The sequence below is a fragment of the Ramlibacter ginsenosidimutans genome, from assembly GCF_016654015.1.
GTDB lineage: Bacteria > Pseudomonadota > Gammaproteobacteria > Burkholderiales > Burkholderiaceae_C > Ramlibacter > Ramlibacter ginsenosidimutans.
In genome coordinates, this window is sequence record NZ_JAEPWM010000002.1 from 1 (window position 1) to 15414 (window position 15414).

Consider the following 15414-nt stretch of genomic DNA (forward strand, 5'->3'; position numbering starts at 1 on the left):
CGCACGCCTTGGGGCAAGGCATTCGCCACTCGGCTGCTCGCTGCGGGCAAGCCAAAGAAGCTCGTTCTCGGAGCTCTGATGCGCAAGCTGGTGGCGATCGCCTACGGAGTGTTGAAATCCGGACTTCCATTCAATCCGGCACTCCACTCCGCTTGACGGAGAACACAGTATCTACGAACAGCCAGGGTGCCAAGCACAATGCGGGGCATGCAACCGTCCCGCCGTGCCTTCGCCTGGGTCTGCTACTCCATGTGCGTCGGCGTCATGGGCACCGCCCTGGCCAGCCCGCTCTATCCGCTCTACCAGGCCGCCTGGCACCTGCGTCCCAGCGACATCACCCACATCTTCGTCATCTACATGTTCGGCGTGCTCGGCAGCCTGCTGTTCCTCGGGCGCGTGACGGCGCGCTTCGGCTTCCTGCCCATCCTGCGCACCGGCCTCGTACTGATGACGGCCGGCGTGGCGCTGTCGGCGGTGGCGAGCAACGTGCCGGTGTTCATGCTCGCCCGCCTGGTGATCGGCCTCGCCTCCGGAATGATCACGACCTCGGCAGCCGTCGGCATGATGCAGGTGAGCCCGGTCGCGGACTCGCGCCGCACCACGGCATTGACGACGGTGGCGATGACGCTCGGCTTCGGCATGGGGCCGCTGCTGGGCGGGCTCATCGCGCAATGGGTGCCGTATCCGCTGGTCAGCGCGTACGTGCCCACGCTGGTGATGGGTGTGGTGGCTGTCTACGCGCTGTTTCGCCTGCCCGATGCGTCGCGCGTCGCGCAGGAGCAGCCGGCAGCTGCAGGCCTGTCGCAATGGCTGCCCCGCATCACCTTCCCGCAGCGCGAGCGACGCCCGCACTTCTGGCTCGCGAGCCTGGGCGCGTTCAGCGCGTTCGGCATGTTCAGCCTGTTCGCGTCGCTGGCTCCGAGCTTCATGACGGAGTTCGTGCCGTGGCACGGACCGGCGGTGAGCGGTTTCACGATCGCCTCCATCCTGTTCCTGTCGTCGATCTTCCAGTTCTCGGTGCGCAGCTGGCGCACCAAGCAGGTGGTCGTGGTGAGCGCCGTGGCGCTGGTCGCGTGCAACCTGCTGCTGGTGTGGACGGCGACCAGCCGCACGGCGCTGTTGTTCGCCGCGAGTGTCATCGTCACTGCCTATGGGCACGGGCTCGCGAACGTCGGCGGCATGGGCGTGATCGGCAAACTCACGCGACCGAGCGAGCGCGCGGGCCTGCTCTCGTCGTACATGATCGTCGGCTACCTGGGGACGATCGTGCCGATCCTGGCGATGGGATGGTTGTCGGACCGGGTGGGACTGAATCGCGCGCTGGTGGTGTTCGCGAGCGCGATGGCGGTGCTGAGCGCGGTGGTCGCGGTAATGGCGATGCGGACGCGCGAGATCCCGATGGTGGCCGAGGGCGGGTGAGGGCGGGTGAGGAGAGCTGGGGTTCGCTGCGCTCACCGCCAGCCTACCCCCGACCTCGCGCCTACGAGGCCGGCGGCGGTTTTCGTAGGCTGGCGGTGAGCAAAGCGAACCCCAGCATCACCCCGACTTCGCGCGGACGGGGCCGCTACGGCACCGGCGGCCGTGCTCGTAGGCTGGCGGTGAGCGCAGCGAACCCCAGCATCACCCCCGTCGGCCCGCCGGCCGCTTGCCCTCCCCCAACAACAACTCCCACAAGCCTTCCGCCGCGACCGACAGGCTGCGCTGCCGCCGTCGCACCAGGTAGATCGGCCGCGTGGCGTTTCGCGCGGCCAGCAGCACGGAGGCCACGCCCTCGCGCGCGCACAGCTGCAGCGCGAACTCCGGCACGATGCTGATGCCGAAGCCGTTGGCGACCAGGCCGCCCAGCGTACCGAGCTGGTTCACTTCCATTCCGGTGTCCTGCACCTCGCTCCGCGCGAGCAAGGGTTGCAGCTGTTGCCAGACGCTGCCGGAACGCAAGGTGTGGATGAACGGCCGATGCCGCAGGTCGCGCAGCTGCGCGCTGCGCTTCTTCGCGAGCGGATCGTCCGCCGCGCAGATCACGTACCAGCGCTCGTCGAACAGCAGCTGCGCGTCGAACTCCGCCGCGTTGCCCGGCAGCGCGTTCAGCCCGAAGTCGGCCTCGCCGCGCCGCACCAGTTCCAGGCAGCGGTCCGACACCACGTCCGCCACGCGCAGGGCTATGCCCGGATGCCGCTGGCGAAACAGCGCCATGCGCCGCGGCAACCAGTCGGCGGCGAGCGAAGGCGGCGCCGCGACCGTCACGCGGCCCTGGCTGCGCTGCGCCAGGTTGCGCAGCTCGCCGACGGTGGAGCGGATCTCGGACGCGATGCGGTGCGCGCCCAGCGAGAACGCCTCGCCCTCGGGCGTGAGCGCCACGTTGCGCGTGTCGCGATCGAACAGGCGCGCACCGACCTGCTCCTCCAGCCGGCCGATCATCTGGCTGAAGGCCGAGGGCGACACGTGGCAGCGCTGTGCCGCGACGGCGAAGCGGCGCGTCTCCTCCAGCGCGAGGAAGGCGTCGATCAGCCGGCCGGATAGATTCATTAGGGAAGCTGCATAGTCGGTCGAATAAATCCAGTTTACTTGCCGAGGGCTTGCGCGCACAGTGGGCCGCAAGACTCAAAGGACCTGCAATGGAGACACTCGCCGTGGGCTGCGGCGCCGGTTTTTCCGGCGACCGCCTCGACGGCGCACCGCCCGTGGTGCGCACCCTCATCGCTCGCGGCGGCCCCGCCGCGCTCATCTTCGAGAACCTGGCCGAGCGCACGCTCGCGTTCCAGCAACTCACGCGCAGGCGCGACCCGTCGCTCGGCTACGAGCCGCTGCTGACGCAGGAATTGCGACCGGTGCTCGCCGATTGCCTGCAGAACGGCATCACCATCGTCGGCAACTTCGGCGCGGCCAACCCGCAAGGCGCCGCCGCCGCGATCCGCGCACTCGCCCGCGAGCTGAAGCTGCCCGAGCCACGCATCGCCGTGGTGACCGGCGACGACCTCTCGGACGATCGCGGCCAGCAGATCGTGCGCGAGCGCTTGCAGGGCGGCTTCGATGCGCAGCGCTTCGTCTGCGCCAACGCCTACCAGGGCGCGATGGAGATCGCAGCCGCCATCCGTGCCGGTGCGCAGGTCGTGGTCACCGGCCGCGTGGCCGATCCCTCGCTCACGCTCGGTCCCGCCCTCGCCCACTTCGGCTGGGCGGCGGACGACTGGGACAAGCTCGCCGGCGCCACCATGGCCGGCCACCTGCTCGAATGCGCGGCGCAGGTCACGGGCGGCTACTTCGCCGATCCGGGCAAGAAGGACGTGCCCCACATGGAGGACGTCGGCTTCCCGATCGCGGAGATCGCCGCCGACGGCACCTGCATCGTCAGCAAGGCCGCGGACACCGGCGGGCTGGTCGACTGCCGCACGGTGAAGGAGCAACTGCTTTACGAAGTGCACGACCCCGCCGCCTACATCACGCCCGACGTGGTGGCCGACATCACGCAGGCGACCGTCGCGCAGGTCGGCCCCGACCGCGTGCGCCTCTCCGGCGTGAAAGGCCATCCGCGCACGCCCACGCTCAAGGCGCTGGCCTACTTCGACGGCGGCTGGCTGGGCGAAGCGGAGATCTCCTATGCGGGGCCCAATGCCGAAGCGCGCGCGCGGCTCGCGGCGGACATCATGCGCAAGCGCATGGGCCCGCTGCTCACGCTGCGCTTCGACCTGATCGGCATCACCAGCATCCTCGGCGACGACGCCGGCGAGATGTTGGCGCAGGCGCCGGTGGGCGATGCGCGCGACGTGCGCCTGCGCGTGGCGGGAAAGCACGAGGACGTGAACGTCATCGACCGCCTGCTGCGCGAAGTCACCGCGCTGTGGACCGGCGGCCCGGGCGGCGGCGGCGGCGTGCGCGTCGCCAAGCGCCAGCGCCTCTCGAGCCGCGACTGCCTCGTTCCGCGCGAGCTCGCGCCCGCCGCCTTCCACCTCGTCTAGGAGCCGCCATGCAGGAGATCGCACTCTACGAACTCGCCCACGGCCGCACCGGCGACAAGGGCAACAAGATCAACATCAGCGTCATCGCGTACCGCGAGGAAGACTTCGCGCTGCTGGCCGAACAGGTCACGGCCGAACGCGTGGCGGCATACTTCGGTCACCGGCATCCCACCGGCGTGCGCCGCTACCTGCTGCCTAACCTGGGCGCGATGAACTTCGTGCTGGACGACGTGCTGGATGGCGGCGTCAACGATTCGCTCAACCTGGACATGCACGGCAAGTCGCTGTCCTTCCATTTGCTGGACATGAAGATCCGCGTGCCGGCGAGCGTCGCCGCCCGCGCCAAGAAGACCAAGGAGACAACATGAACACCCGCAACTTCCTCAAGGCTCTCGCGCTGGGCGCCGTCCTGGCGACCGGCGCCGGCACCGCACTCGCGCAGTCGTATCCCGCGCGGCCCGTGCGCATGATCGTGCCCTTCCCCCCAGGCAGCGCCACCGACCTGGCCGCGCGCGTGGTCGGCCAGCAATTGAGCACGGCGCTCGGCCAGGCCTTCGTGATCGACAACCGGCCGGGCGCCGAAGGCACCATCGCCGCGATGGAAGTCGTGCGCGCGCAGCCCGATGGCTACACGCTGCTGTTCTCGTCCAACTCCGCCATCGCCTCCAACGTGGCCCTGGTGAAGAACATGCAGTACGACCCGCTGAAGGACTTCACGCCCATCTCGGGCATCGCCGAGACGATGCTGGCGCTGATGGTCAAGGCCGACCACCCGGCGAAGAACGTGTCCGACCTGGTCAACTACATCAAGGCGCGCCCCGGCAAGGTCAGCGCGGGCTACGGCTCGTCGAGCTCGCAGATCAGCATCGCGGTGCTGAACAAGCTGGGCCACACCGAGACCATGTCCGTGCCGTACAAGGGCATTCCGCTGGCGATCAACGACACGCTGGGCGGCACGGTGGACTACACCTTCGCCGACCTGGGCAACGCCATGGCGCAGGTCAAGGGCGGTCGCATGCGCGCGCTGGGCATCACGTCGGCCAGGCGCTCGCCGCTGGTGGACTGGGCGCCCATCGCGGACACGCTGCCGGGATTCAACATCACCGCCTGGTTCGCCGTGGTCGGTCCGAACAAGATGCCGAAGGACGTCGTCGCGAAGCTGGATGGCGCGATCGCGCAGGCGCTGGCACGCCCCGAGGTCAAGGAGAAGCTCGCCGGCATCGGCATGCAGCCCATGCACCTGACCCCGGAGGAGCTCAAGCCCTTCATGGCAAGCGAGGTCGTCAACTGGCAGCACCTGGCCCGCGAAGCCAACATCGAACCGCAATGAGCGCAGACAAGAAGATCATCCTGGTCACCGGCGCGAGCCGCGGCATAGGCGCCGAGATCGCGTTGCTGGCGGGCGAGCGCGGCTGGCGCGTAGGTGTGAATTACCACCGCAGCGCGGAGGCGGCGAACCACGTCGTGGAGCAGGTGCGCCGCAGCGGCGGCGAGGCCGTCGCGCTGCAGGCCGACGTGGGCAAGCTCGCCGAAGTGCAGCGCATGTTCCGCGAACTGGACGAGGCCTTCGGCACGCTGGACGTGCTGGTGAACAACGCGGGCGTGCTCGCCAACTTCCGCATCACGGACGTCGACGAGGACAACGTGCGCGAGCTGTACGAAGCCAACGTGTTCAGCGCGTACTACTGCGCGCGCGAGGCCGTGCGCCGCATGGCCACCTCGCGCGGCGGCCGCGGCGGCGCCATCGTCAACATGTCCTCGGTGGCGTCGCGCCTCGGCGGGCTGGCCGGCGGCACGGCGTACGCGGGATCGAAGGGGGCGCTGGACAGCTTCAACCTGTCGTTGGCCAAGGAGCTCGGGCCCGAGGGCATCCGCGTCAACGCGCTGCGTCCGGGCCTGATCGCCACCGACATCCATGCGATCCACGGCGGCGTGGCCCACGCGCAGGAGCTCGCGAAGACGGCGGTGCCGATGGGCCGCACCGGCAGCGCCCGCGAAGTCGCCGAAGCCGCGTTGTGGCTGGCCACCGAACAAGCCTCGTATGTGCACGGCGCCGTCCTCGACGTCGCCGGCGGCCGCTGAAAAACAGGAAGGTCCCCATGGCCCAAGCCCGCAAAGTCATCATCACCTGCGCCGTCACCGGCTCGATCCACACGCCTTCGATGTCGCCGCACCTGCCGGTGACGCCGCAGCAGATCGCCGACGAAGCGGTGGCCGCGGCCGAGGCGGGCGCGGCCATCGTGCACCTGCACGCGCGCAACCCCGTGGACGGCCGCCCGGACCAGACGCCGGACGCCTTCCGCAAGTTCGTCGTCGACATCAAGGCGCGCAGCGACGCCGTGATCAACCTCACCACGGGCGGCGCGCCGACCATGACGGTGGAAGAGCGCATGCAGCCCGCGCTGCAGCTCAAGCCCGAGGTCGCGTCGCTGAACATGGGCTCGATGAACTTCGGCCTGTTCCCCATGCTCGCACGCTACAAGGACCTGCGGCACGAGTGGGAGCCGAAGTTCCTGGAGAGCACGCGCGACACGGTGTTCAAGAACACCTTCAAGGACATCGAGTTCGTGCTGACGCGCGGCACCGCCAACGGCACGCGCTTCGAGTTCGAGTGCTACGACACCGCGCACCTGTACAACCTGGCGCACTTCCTCGATCGCAAGCTGGCCACGCCGCCGCTGTTCGTGCAGACGGTGTTCGGCATCCTGGGCGGCATCGGCACGCACGCCGACGACGTCGCGCACATGAAGCGCACGGCCGACCGCCTGTTCGGCAAGGACTACCTGTGGTCCGTGCTGGGCGCCGGCCGCGCGCAGATGCCCATCGCGGCGACCGCGGCGGCGCAGGGCGGCAACGTGCGCGTGGGCCTGGAGGATTCGCTGTGGGACGGTCCGGGCACGCTGGCCAGGAGCAACGCCGACCAGGTCCGCCGCGTGCGCAAGATCCTCGAAGGGCTCGGACTCGAGGTGGCGAGCACGGCGGAAGCGCGGGAGATGTTGAAGCTGAAGGGGCGCAACGACGTCGGATTCTGACGAGCGCAGCGGGTTTCGTGGGCGGCGTCAGCGCTCCGCAGCCTGCAGCGATCCCAACAGTTCCTGCAGCGCGTCGATCTCCGCTGGCTTGACGAGGTGATGGTCGAAGCCCGCCTCGCGCGCGCGGCGGCGGTCGTCCTCCTGGCCCCAGCCGGTGAGCGCGACCAGCGTGGTGGGAGCGCCGGGAAAGCGCGCGCGGATGGCGCGGGCCACTTCGTAGCCATTCATCTCCGGCATGCCGATGTCCAGCAGCACCACGCGGGGCAGGAATTCGGCGAACGTCTCCAGGGCCTTGCGGCCGTCGCGCGCGACGCGCACCTCCGCACCTAGCAGTGCCAGCACCTGGCCCAGGCTGTCGCCGGCATCCGGGTTGTCGTCGACCACCAGGGCGGCGATGCCTCGCAGGTCGGCCTCGTTGGTGCGCAAGCCATGGGCCGGCTGCGCGTCCGCCGCATCGGCCGCCGCCGCGGCCAGCGGCAGGCGCACCACGAACTCGCTGCCCTGCCCCACGCCGTCGCTATGGCCGTCCAGCGTGCCGCCATGCATCTCGGCCAGCCGGCGCGACAAGGCCAGGCCGATGCCCAGGCCGCCCTGCGCGCGCGCGCTGTCCCGCTGGCCGCGGGTGAACATGCCGAACATGCGGGGCAGCAGTTCCGGATCGATCCCGATCCCCGTGTCGCGCACGCTGACCACCGCCTGGCCGTCCTCGGCCCAGGCGCCCACCGTGACGTGGCCACCGTCCTCGCTGTACTTCGCCGCGTTGTTCAACAGGTTGGCCAGCACCTGCGCCAGGCGCACCGGATCGCCTTCCACCCAGAGCGGCTCCTGCGGAAGCTGCACGTCCAGCGCATGGCCGGCCGCGGCCATCAGCGGCTCGCTGGTTTCGATGGCGCTCTGCACGACGGCGGCCACCTCCACCCGCTGCTTGCGCAGCGACAGCGTGCCGCGGCTGATGCGCGAGACTTCCAGCAGATCGTCGACGAGCCGCACGAGGTGGTTCACCTGCCGCTCCATCATCGCGCGCACCGGCTCCGCCTTCGCGTTGCCCTCGTCGATGCGGCGCAGCAGGGCCAGCGAGTTGCGCAGCGGCGCGAGCGGATTGCGCAGTTCGTGCGACAGGGTGGCGAGGAATTCGTCCTTCGCGCGATCGGCCTCGGCCAGGCTGGCGGCCTGCTCGCGCAGCGCCTGCTCCGCGGCCTGCCGGTCGGTGATGTCGCGCGTCGTGCCGGCAATGGCGACCACGTTGCCGTTTGAGTCGAGCACGGGCGCGAAGATGTAGTCGTAGACGCGCGTGCCGTTGGTGCCGGTGAAGGGGATCTCACCGCGGATCGGCGCGCGCGTGGCGATGACCCGGTCGATTTCGGCGTCGTGCATGTCGGCGTGCCATTGCTCGTAGCCCAGGTCCATCCACCGCTTGCCGCGCACGTCGTCGACGCCCCAGACCCTCAGCAGCGCCTCGTTGGCGTACAGCGCTCGGTGGTCCAGCCCGAAGACGTAGACGAAATCCGGCGTGCTGTTCAGCGCCGTCTCGTAGATGCGCCGCTGCGTTTCGGACTCGGCCACCAGGCGCTCGCGATCGGCCTGCAGCAACTTCTGCTCGGTGACGTCGCGGAAGTACACCGACACGCCCTGCGGCGCCGGGAAGGTGGACACCTCGTACCAGCGGCCCTGGCCTTCATCGAACGCGGTGAACCGCGTCGACACGCGCTCGTGCATCGTGCGGCGGTAGCAGCGCTCGAACTCGGTGCCTTCCAGCCCGGGATATTCGTCCCAAAGCCTCCGGCCCTCCAGGCTGCCGGGCTCGCGCTCGAGGATGCGGTGCGCCTGCGGGTTCACGAAGTCGAAGCGCCATTGGCTGTCGAGCGTGAAAAAGCCCTCGGCGATGCTCTCGAGGATGGCCACGGCATCGCGATTGGTCCTGGCCGTCGCTTCTTCGACCCGGTGCACGATGTATTCGACCTCGCCGGTGGACGAGAGCACGGGGGCGTTGACCGGATTCCAGAACCTTTCCTCGAAGTGCCCGCCGTCGGCGGCCGGCCGGCGCACGTCGTACCTCTGCGTGGGCATGGTGTCGGTCGCGCGCGTGGCGAGCACGCGCTCGAACGACGCGCGCAGGTTGGCCACTCCGCGCGTGAAGAGCGCGTCCGGGTTGTCCGGGAACACGCTGAAGATCGGCTGCCCCGCGATGCCGCGGTCCGTGTAGGTCGCGCGCAGGTAATCGGCGCTGGCAGCGACGATCGTGAAGTGCTCGTCGGCCCGCACGACCAGGAACAGGCCGGGCAGGCTTTGCACGAAGCGCTGGACCTGGTCGTCGGTCAAGGCAGGCAGCAGGCCGGGTGCGGCCTCGCGATGGACAGGAGATAGCTCATCTTTTGAGTCGGGGCGCACCCCTTGGAACGCAGGGATTCTAAGAAGAGCGGGGCCGGCCGGGGGGCGCCGGCGGCCGTGTTACCGAAGCAAGGACAGTCAGGCCGAGGCGGCGGCGGCCGCCACGTGTCGCGGCAGGACCATGCGGAAGGTGGTGCCGGCGTCCGACGAATCGACCTCCAGCGCGCCCCCATGCGCCACCGCGATCGCCTTCGCGATGAAGAGGCCGAGGCCCAGGCCGTCGCCCCGCCCACCGTGGTTGCGCCCCGAGCGGAACGGCTCGAACAGGCGCGGCAGCACCTCGGACGGGATGGCCCCTTCGTTGTGCACCTCGACCGCCACCTGGCGTTCGTCGCCGGTCAGCCGCAACTGCACCGGCGAGCCCGGCGTACCGTGCTGGACAGCGTTGGACGTGAGGTTGGTGATCGCCTGCACGATGCGACGCTCGTCCCAGGCGCCCAGGCCGTCGGCTTCGCATTCGAAGGTGACCTGGCGATTGGTGGCGATCGTGCGCAGCTCGTCGATGATGTGCTGGCACACCGCGCGCAGGTCGGTGGGGGCGGGCGCGACGGAGATGCCCGCGCCCTCGCGCTCGCGCGAAAGGTCCAGCAGGTCGCCCACGATGTCCTGGATGCGCGTGACGGCGCGGGTCACCACCTGCACCTGCTTGCCGACGGCCGGGTTCCCCTGCGCCGTCTTCGCGAGCACGTGCGAGGCGAGCTGGATCGCATTGAGCGGGTCGCGGATGTCGTGGCTCACGATGGCCAGGATCCACTTCTCGAAGTCGCGCGCCAACGCCAGCTGCTCGCGCGTGTGCTCCTGCTGCTGGTCCTGTGCCTGCCGGCGCTCGTCCACGTCCACGCAGCTGCCGATGAAGCCGGCGAAGGCGCCGCGGTCGTCGGTGGAGGGCACGCCGCGGTCGAAGATCCAGCGGTACACGCCGTCCTTGCGGCGCAGCCGGTATTCCATCTCGAAGGCTTCGCGTCGATGGAAGTGGTCGAGGTAGTACGCGACACAGCGCTGCAAGTCGTCGGGGTGCACGCCCTCCGCCCAGCCGTCGCCCCTCTCCTGCTCGACCGTGCGGCCGGTGAACTCCAGCCACGTGGCGTTGAAGTAGTCGCACTTCGCATCGAGGCCGGCGCGCCATACCATCACGGGCGCATGCTCCACGAGGAGCCGGTACTCGCTGGACGTGAGCGGCCGATCCATGGGAGCAAATATGCCACAGCGCCGCGCCGCCGGTGAGCCCGTTTACGGGGAAGGCGCCCGGGCGTCCTACGTCAAAACCTGTCGATTTCGCAAGCCCTCGTTCGTCGTGTTGTCACCGGCCGCATTCCGCGCGCCGCCCATCCAGGAGACCGCTCATGAACTACATCGACGGCTACGTCGTCCCCGTCCGCACCGCCAACCGCGAGGCCTACCGCCGCGCGGCGGCGGCTTCCAGGTGATCGTCGACGCATGACGGAGGCCGCGATGCTCCAGGACTTCCCCATGTACGCGTACCTGCCCGCGCGCGACCTCGCGCGGGCGCCGCAGTTCTACGAAACGAAGCTGGGCCTGCAGCCCACCGAAGAACGCAACGGCGGCGTCGTGTACCGCTTCGCCAACGGCACCGCGTGCTTCCTCTACCCGACGCCCAACGCAGGCACGTCGAAGGCGAGCCAGGCGTTCTGGTCGGTGACGGACGTCGACGGCCTGATCACTGCGCTGAAGAAGCGCGGCGTCGTGTTCGAGGACTACCCCGACATCCCCGGCGAGCGCAGCGCCGCGGGCGCCATCACGGGAGGCGGCGCGAAGGCCGCGTGGTTCAAGGACAGCGAGGGCAACATCCTCGCGCTGATCGAGGAAGCGCCGGGCTCGCAGTGAAACACGCAGGCGGCGGCGCCCCTCGCCCGCGGCCTACGCGCCCTGCTGCCACACCTCCATCACGATCTCCCGCACGGTGCGCACCGGCGGGCCCTGGCGCGCGGCGGGCGCCGCGATCCAGCACAGCCAGGTGGCCGCCTTCCACTGCGGCCAGATGACGGCTTCGCCCAGGCGCTGCGCGTCGCGCGCCTGGTCCTCGCGCACGAGACCCGCGCCGAGGCCGCTCGCCACCATCCCGCGGATCGCCGCTTCCGTGTCGGCCACCGCAGCGATCGCAGGCTCGATGCCCGCTTCGCCGAAGAAGGTGTCCAGCGAGGCGCGCAAGCCGCAATGCGGCGCCGTGCCCACCCACGGACGCCGCGCGAGTTCCGCGTTGTCGGCGGGCAGCCCGGTCTGCGCCCAGCGTGGCGGCAGCAGCGGCACGACATCGATGGGTGCGAGTCGCAGCACCTCGAGCTCGTCGTCCGACGCCAGCGAGCTCATGACGTAGGCGCAGTCCAGCGCGCCGCGGCGCACCTGCTCGATGGCCGCGTTCGACAAGGCCTGCTGCAGGTGCATGGAAAGGCCCGGATGGCGCTCCGCAAGCTTCACGAACACCTCGCCCAGCCGCAGTCCCACGGGATCGCTCACGGCGCCCATGCGCACCGTGCCGACCGAGGCGCCGCGCAGTTCGGCGGCCGTCGTGCGCAGGCCTTGCGCGGCCGCGAGCGTGCGGCGCGCCTCCGCGGCCACGCGCTCGCCCGCGGACGTGAGCGTCATGCCGCGCGACGTGCGATCGAACAGGCGCACGCCCAGCTCCTCCTCGAGCGCCTTCACCTGCGCGCTCACGGCCGGCGCGCTGGTGTGCACGCGTTCGGCCGCGCGCGTGAGGTTGGCTTCTTCCGCCACGGCCAGGAAGGTGCGCAGTTGGTAGAGCTCCATGCCCTGCATTGTGCGCAAGCGCGCGCAATCCGCCATTCGCTTGCACGGAACGCGGCCTTCCAAAAGTGCACATGGACGCGCGCGCCCCTGCGCCGCGACACTGCGCTTCCCCCGCAAAGGAGACATGAGATGACCCGGAGCCTGACCCTCCCCGCCCCTGCGCGCGCCGCATCGCCGGCGGCAGCCGTCGCCAGCCTGCTGATGGCGACCAGCGCCTGGGGCTCGCTGTTCTTCGTCGGCAAGAGCATGCTGGCCGTGCTGGACCCGCTGTGGTTCACGACCATCCGCTACCTGCTGGCCACGCTGCTGCTGGTGGCGCTGCGGCCCGCGTTCGGTGCCGCGCCGCTCACGCGCCTCGTGCGCGACCTGCGACCGCTCGCGCTGCTCGGGCTGGCCGGCTACGGCGCCTTCAGCGTGCTGGTGTTCTTCGGCGTGGCGCTGTCCGTCCCGTCCCACGGCGCGGTCATCATGGCGACGATGCCGGTGACGACCGTGCTGCTGCGGTGGTGGCTCGATGGCGTGCGGCCGCCGAGGACCGCCGTCGCGGCCGCGGGCCTGGCGCTGGTCGGCGTCGCGCTCGTTGCCGGTGTGTTCGCGCATCGCTCGGGCGTCGGCACGCGCGCGCTGTTCGGCGACCTGCTCGCGCTGGTCGGCACGCTGGGCTGGGTGACGTACACGCGGGGTGCCGCGCGCTTCCCGGACCTCTCGCCCTTCGACTACACGGCGTTCACCGCCATGGCGAGCCTGCCCGTGCTGCTGTTGGCGGCGGCCGTCGCCTCCACTGCGGGTCATGTGCCGTGGCCGGACGCCGGCGCGGTGCTGCATCGCGCACCGACCCTCGCCTACATCGCCGTCGTGCCCACCGTCGCGGCCGCCGTCGCCTTCAACTTCGGAGTGCGCCGGCTGGGCGCGGCGACGGGCACGCTGTTCATCAACTGCGTGCCGATCTCGGCCCTGCTGATCGCGACCGCGCTCGGCCAGCCGCCCGGTGCGCAGGAGATCCTGGGCGCGGTGCTGGTCGGCCTGGCGCTGGTGGTCACGACGCGGCCGGTGCGCAAGACGAGCCAGGCGCCCTTGCGTCCATGCGGCGCGACATCGTGAGGCGTGCCTCCCCCAGGTCATCGAGAGCTTGACCTGGATCCAATGCGGCTCCAAAATGGCTCCAGGCCAAGCAGGAGCATGCCATGCCCAACCTCTCGATCAAGGACGTCCCCGAAAACATTGCCGAGGCGCTTCGACAGCGCGCCGAGCGCAATCACCGGTCCCTGCAAGGCGAATTGATGGCGATCATCCAGCAGGCAGTTCAGGAAAGCAGTGCAGGCGGACTGCCAGCGAACTGGAACGCGTCGGACGGGCGGCGCGGAACCCGGACCATCGAACAACTGATCGAGGCGCGTCGCGGCAAGTATCCCGAACCCATTCGAGGCGTTCCGCTGGCAGTGGACATCATCCGCGCCGACCGGGACAGCCGGTGACAGCGCGGCGCGCGGGAAGACCGGCACTCCACGTCGCGGAGCCGCCACCGGGGTACCTGGGGCGCACGCCTGTGGTCGTGGACTGCAGCGTGCTGGGGGCGGCACTGTTCGAGGAGGACACCCGGGACGACGCATGGCGCATCCTCGCTGGAAAGACGCTTCATGCGCCCTTACTGCTGGATAGCGAAATGGTCAGCGTGGCTGCGAAGAAGAGTCGTGCCGGATTGGCAGCTGACGTAGTCGCGAATGTGCTCGCCGACTACGCCCGACAGGAAATCGAATTCCACCGCCCACCTGTCGAAGAGCAATACGCGCTAGCCATGCGCTACGGGGTCTCGCCGTATGACGCGGCGTATCTCTGGGTAGCGGGCGACTTGCATGCGCCGCTCGCGACCTTCGACGCCAAGCTGGCCAAGGCGGCTCGGGCGTACCTGGCCGGCGGCTCGTGAGATCTCTCCTCCTCCCTCTCCCCCTGGGGAGAGGGCCGGGGTGAGGGGCACGCACCAGCCGCGAACAGTTACTCCCGCCCCCGTCCATTCCCCCCAACCTCCTTCGTCGTGAAGACACGAGGCCGCATCCCCGCGGCCTCATCAAGGAGACCTGCATGAACTACATCGACGGCTTCGTCCTCGCCGTACCCACGGCCAACCGCGAGAAGTACCGGGCCATCGCGCAGAGAGCCTCGGCCGTGTTCAAGGAGTACGGTGCGCTGGGCGTCACCGAGTGCTGGGGCGACGACGTGCCCGAAGGCAAGGTCACGTCCTTCCCTCTGGCGGTGCAGCGCAAGCCCGACGAGACCGTGGTCTTCTCGTGGATCACCTGGCCGTCGCGGGCCGCCCGCGACGAAGGCATGAAGAAGGCGATGGCCGACCCGCGCATCAAGGAAGGCATGGACCCGATGCCCTTCGACGGCCAGCGGCTGATCTACGGCGGCTTCCAGGTGATCGTCAGTGCGTAGCCGGAGGCAATTAAGGTGACCGCTTCCGTCGGAGCAAGCGATGGCAGGCGGAGCGGCCGCACGCGTGAATGCTTCACGCCCGCGCTTCGGGCCGGCGGCGCCGCCCGTGCCCTCCCCGCAGGCCCGAACCGCCGTTGAAAAGGTTGCACTCGCAAACAGTGCCTTCGCCAGATGCCGCACAGTGTGTGCATGGCAGAGAGCTTGATCGACTCCCAGTTCGCCACAGGGCTGGCCGCAGGCGTGCTGGGCGCATTCGCCCTGTGGGCGGCGGCATACCTGTGGGTGCATGCGCTGGTCCCCCGTGTGCGCAGATGGCTGTATCGCGGCGTAAACCTCTCGGGGGAATGGAAAGGATTGGGCACCGGCTACACACCCGCGCACGGCGAGTGGAGCGAGCTGGTGCTGGCTCTGCAGCAGGACATCCACGACCTGCGCGGCGTCGTCACGCTGCGGTGCCGGTCGGCGGGCCATGCGTTCGACGTGAAGCTGCAGGCCACCGGCACAGTCACCGAGGGCTACGCCGCGCTGAGCCTGCAGCCGGTCGGCGAATCGCTTCCCTCCGCCGCCACCGCGCTCCTCAAGCTCGAAGACGGCGGCAGGGCCCTGAACGGACAGCTCCTGTACCGGCACCCCTTCCTCGACATCGTCGACGTCATCGACATCTCCGTGCACCGCGCGCACCCGGCGGCATCGCCGCAAGCGCGCGGGGCGAGCATCGCAGCGGCACCGCCGTCGTTTGCCGAAACCAGCCCGATCCCGAACGGCACGGTGCTGGAGTGAGCGCGTTCGCCTGAGCGGGGCGCACGCGCGGCGCGGGGCCATCCCCGTCCTGCCGCCGT

The 15414-nt window shown here is 69.8% G+C and carries 16 protein-coding genes and 1 pseudogene; 13 read left to right on the forward strand and 4 right to left on the reverse strand.

Annotated features, from left to right (window positions below; translation table 11 throughout):
- Nucleotides 1-156, forward strand: a pseudogene (locus JJB11_RS25915) (IS110 family transposase); the annotation flags it as partial.
- A 51-nt stretch (nt 157-207) separates the two neighbouring features.
- Nucleotides 208-1419, forward strand: a complete 1212-nt coding sequence (locus JJB11_RS05905; protein ID WP_201964656.1) for an MFS transporter — start codon at nt 208-210, stop codon at nt 1417-1419.
- Between the two features lie 201 nt (nt 1420-1620).
- Here JJB11_RS05905 and JJB11_RS05910 read toward each other — a convergent pair whose 3' ends face one another.
- On the reverse strand, nt 1621-2526 hold the full coding sequence (locus tag JJB11_RS05910) for a LysR family transcriptional regulator (protein WP_201167101.1): 906 nt from the start codon (nt 2524-2526) through the stop codon (nt 1621-1623).
- Nucleotides 2527-2615: 89 nt separating this feature from the next.
- Between JJB11_RS05910 and JJB11_RS05915 the strand changes: the two genes are divergently transcribed.
- The 5 genes from JJB11_RS05915 to kce are packed head-to-tail and all read left to right on the forward strand — an operon-like array spanning nt 2616 to nt 6988.
- Nucleotides 2616-3956: an acyclic terpene utilization AtuA family protein gene (locus JJB11_RS05915; protein ID WP_201167103.1), complete on the forward strand. Its 1341-nt coding sequence runs from the start codon at nt 2616-2618 to the stop codon at nt 3954-3956.
- Between the two features lie 8 nt (nt 3957-3964).
- Nucleotides 3965-4324, forward strand: a complete 360-nt coding sequence (locus JJB11_RS05920; RefSeq protein WP_201167106.1) for an AtuA-related protein — start codon at nt 3965-3967, stop codon at nt 4322-4324.
- On the forward strand, nt 4321-5286 hold the full coding sequence (locus JJB11_RS05925; RefSeq protein WP_201167109.1) for a Bug family tripartite tricarboxylate transporter substrate binding protein: 966 nt from the start codon (nt 4321-4323) through the stop codon (nt 5284-5286). The genes JJB11_RS05920 and JJB11_RS05925 overlap by 4 nt, the downstream gene beginning before the upstream one ends.
- Entirely contained in the window at nt 5283-6038 is a 756-nt protein-coding gene (locus tag JJB11_RS05930) for an SDR family oxidoreductase (RefSeq protein WP_201167112.1), read from the forward strand. The genes JJB11_RS05925 and JJB11_RS05930 overlap by 4 nt, the downstream gene beginning before the upstream one ends.
- 17 nt (nt 6039-6055) lie before the next feature.
- Nucleotides 6056-6988: a 3,5-dioxohexanoate:acetyl-CoA acetone transferase gene (gene kce / locus JJB11_RS05935; protein WP_201167115.1), complete on the forward strand. Its 933-nt coding sequence runs from the start codon at nt 6056-6058 to the stop codon at nt 6986-6988.
- A gap of 27 nt (nt 6989-7015) precedes the next feature.
- On the opposite strand, the gene JJB11_RS05940 is transcribed toward kce, so the two are convergent.
- Both JJB11_RS05940 and JJB11_RS05945 read right to left on the reverse strand, forming a co-directional pair.
- On the reverse strand, nt 7016-9307 hold the full coding sequence (locus tag JJB11_RS05940; protein WP_201167118.1) for a PAS domain-containing hybrid sensor histidine kinase/response regulator: 2292 nt from the start codon (nt 9305-9307) through the stop codon (nt 7016-7018).
- Nucleotides 9308-9454: 147 nt separating this feature from the next.
- Nucleotides 9455-10564 (reverse strand): PAS domain-containing sensor histidine kinase, encoded by a 1110-nt coding sequence (locus tag JJB11_RS05945; RefSeq protein WP_201167120.1) that lies wholly within the window; start codon nt 10562-10564, stop codon nt 9455-9457.
- 249 nt (nt 10565-10813) lie between these two features.
- On the opposite strand from JJB11_RS05945, the gene JJB11_RS05950 reads away from it, so the two are divergent.
- On the forward strand, nt 10814-11221 hold the full coding sequence (locus tag JJB11_RS05950) for a VOC family protein (RefSeq protein ID WP_201167121.1): 408 nt from the start codon (nt 10814-10816) through the stop codon (nt 11219-11221).
- Between the two features lie 33 nt (nt 11222-11254).
- Here JJB11_RS05950 and JJB11_RS05955 read toward each other — a convergent pair whose 3' ends face one another.
- Complete coding sequence (locus JJB11_RS05955) at nt 11255-12142, reverse strand: LysR family transcriptional regulator (RefSeq protein WP_201167122.1); 888 nt, start codon at nt 12140-12142, stop codon at nt 11255-11257.
- 129 nt (nt 12143-12271) lie between these two features.
- Here JJB11_RS05955 and JJB11_RS05960 point away from each other — a divergent pair, with 129 nt between their 5' ends.
- From JJB11_RS05960 to JJB11_RS05980, 5 genes are all read left to right on the forward strand, one after another.
- Nucleotides 12272-13243, forward strand: coding sequence for a DMT family transporter (locus JJB11_RS05960; protein ID WP_201167123.1), 972 nt, complete (start codon nt 12272-12274; stop codon nt 13241-13243).
- An 83-nt stretch (nt 13244-13326) separates the two neighbouring features.
- Nucleotides 13327-13617 carry a FitA-like ribbon-helix-helix domain-containing protein gene (locus JJB11_RS05965; protein ID WP_201167124.1) on the forward strand — a complete coding sequence of 97 codons (291 nt, stop codon included), beginning with the start codon at nt 13327-13329 and terminating at the stop codon, nt 13615-13617.
- 77 nt (nt 13618-13694) lie between these two features.
- Nucleotides 13695-14066 (forward strand): PIN domain-containing protein, encoded by a 372-nt coding sequence (locus JJB11_RS05970; protein WP_201167125.1) that lies wholly within the window; start codon nt 13695-13697, stop codon nt 14064-14066.
- A gap of 155 nt (nt 14067-14221) precedes the next feature.
- Complete coding sequence (locus tag JJB11_RS05975; RefSeq protein ID WP_201167126.1) at nt 14222-14575, forward strand: DUF1428 domain-containing protein; 354 nt, start codon at nt 14222-14224, stop codon at nt 14573-14575.
- Between the two features lie 189 nt (nt 14576-14764).
- Nucleotides 14765-15355: a hypothetical protein gene (locus JJB11_RS05980; protein ID WP_201167131.1), complete on the forward strand. Its 591-nt coding sequence runs from the start codon at nt 14765-14767 to the stop codon at nt 15353-15355.
- Nucleotides 15356-15414: the final 59 nt, after the last annotated feature.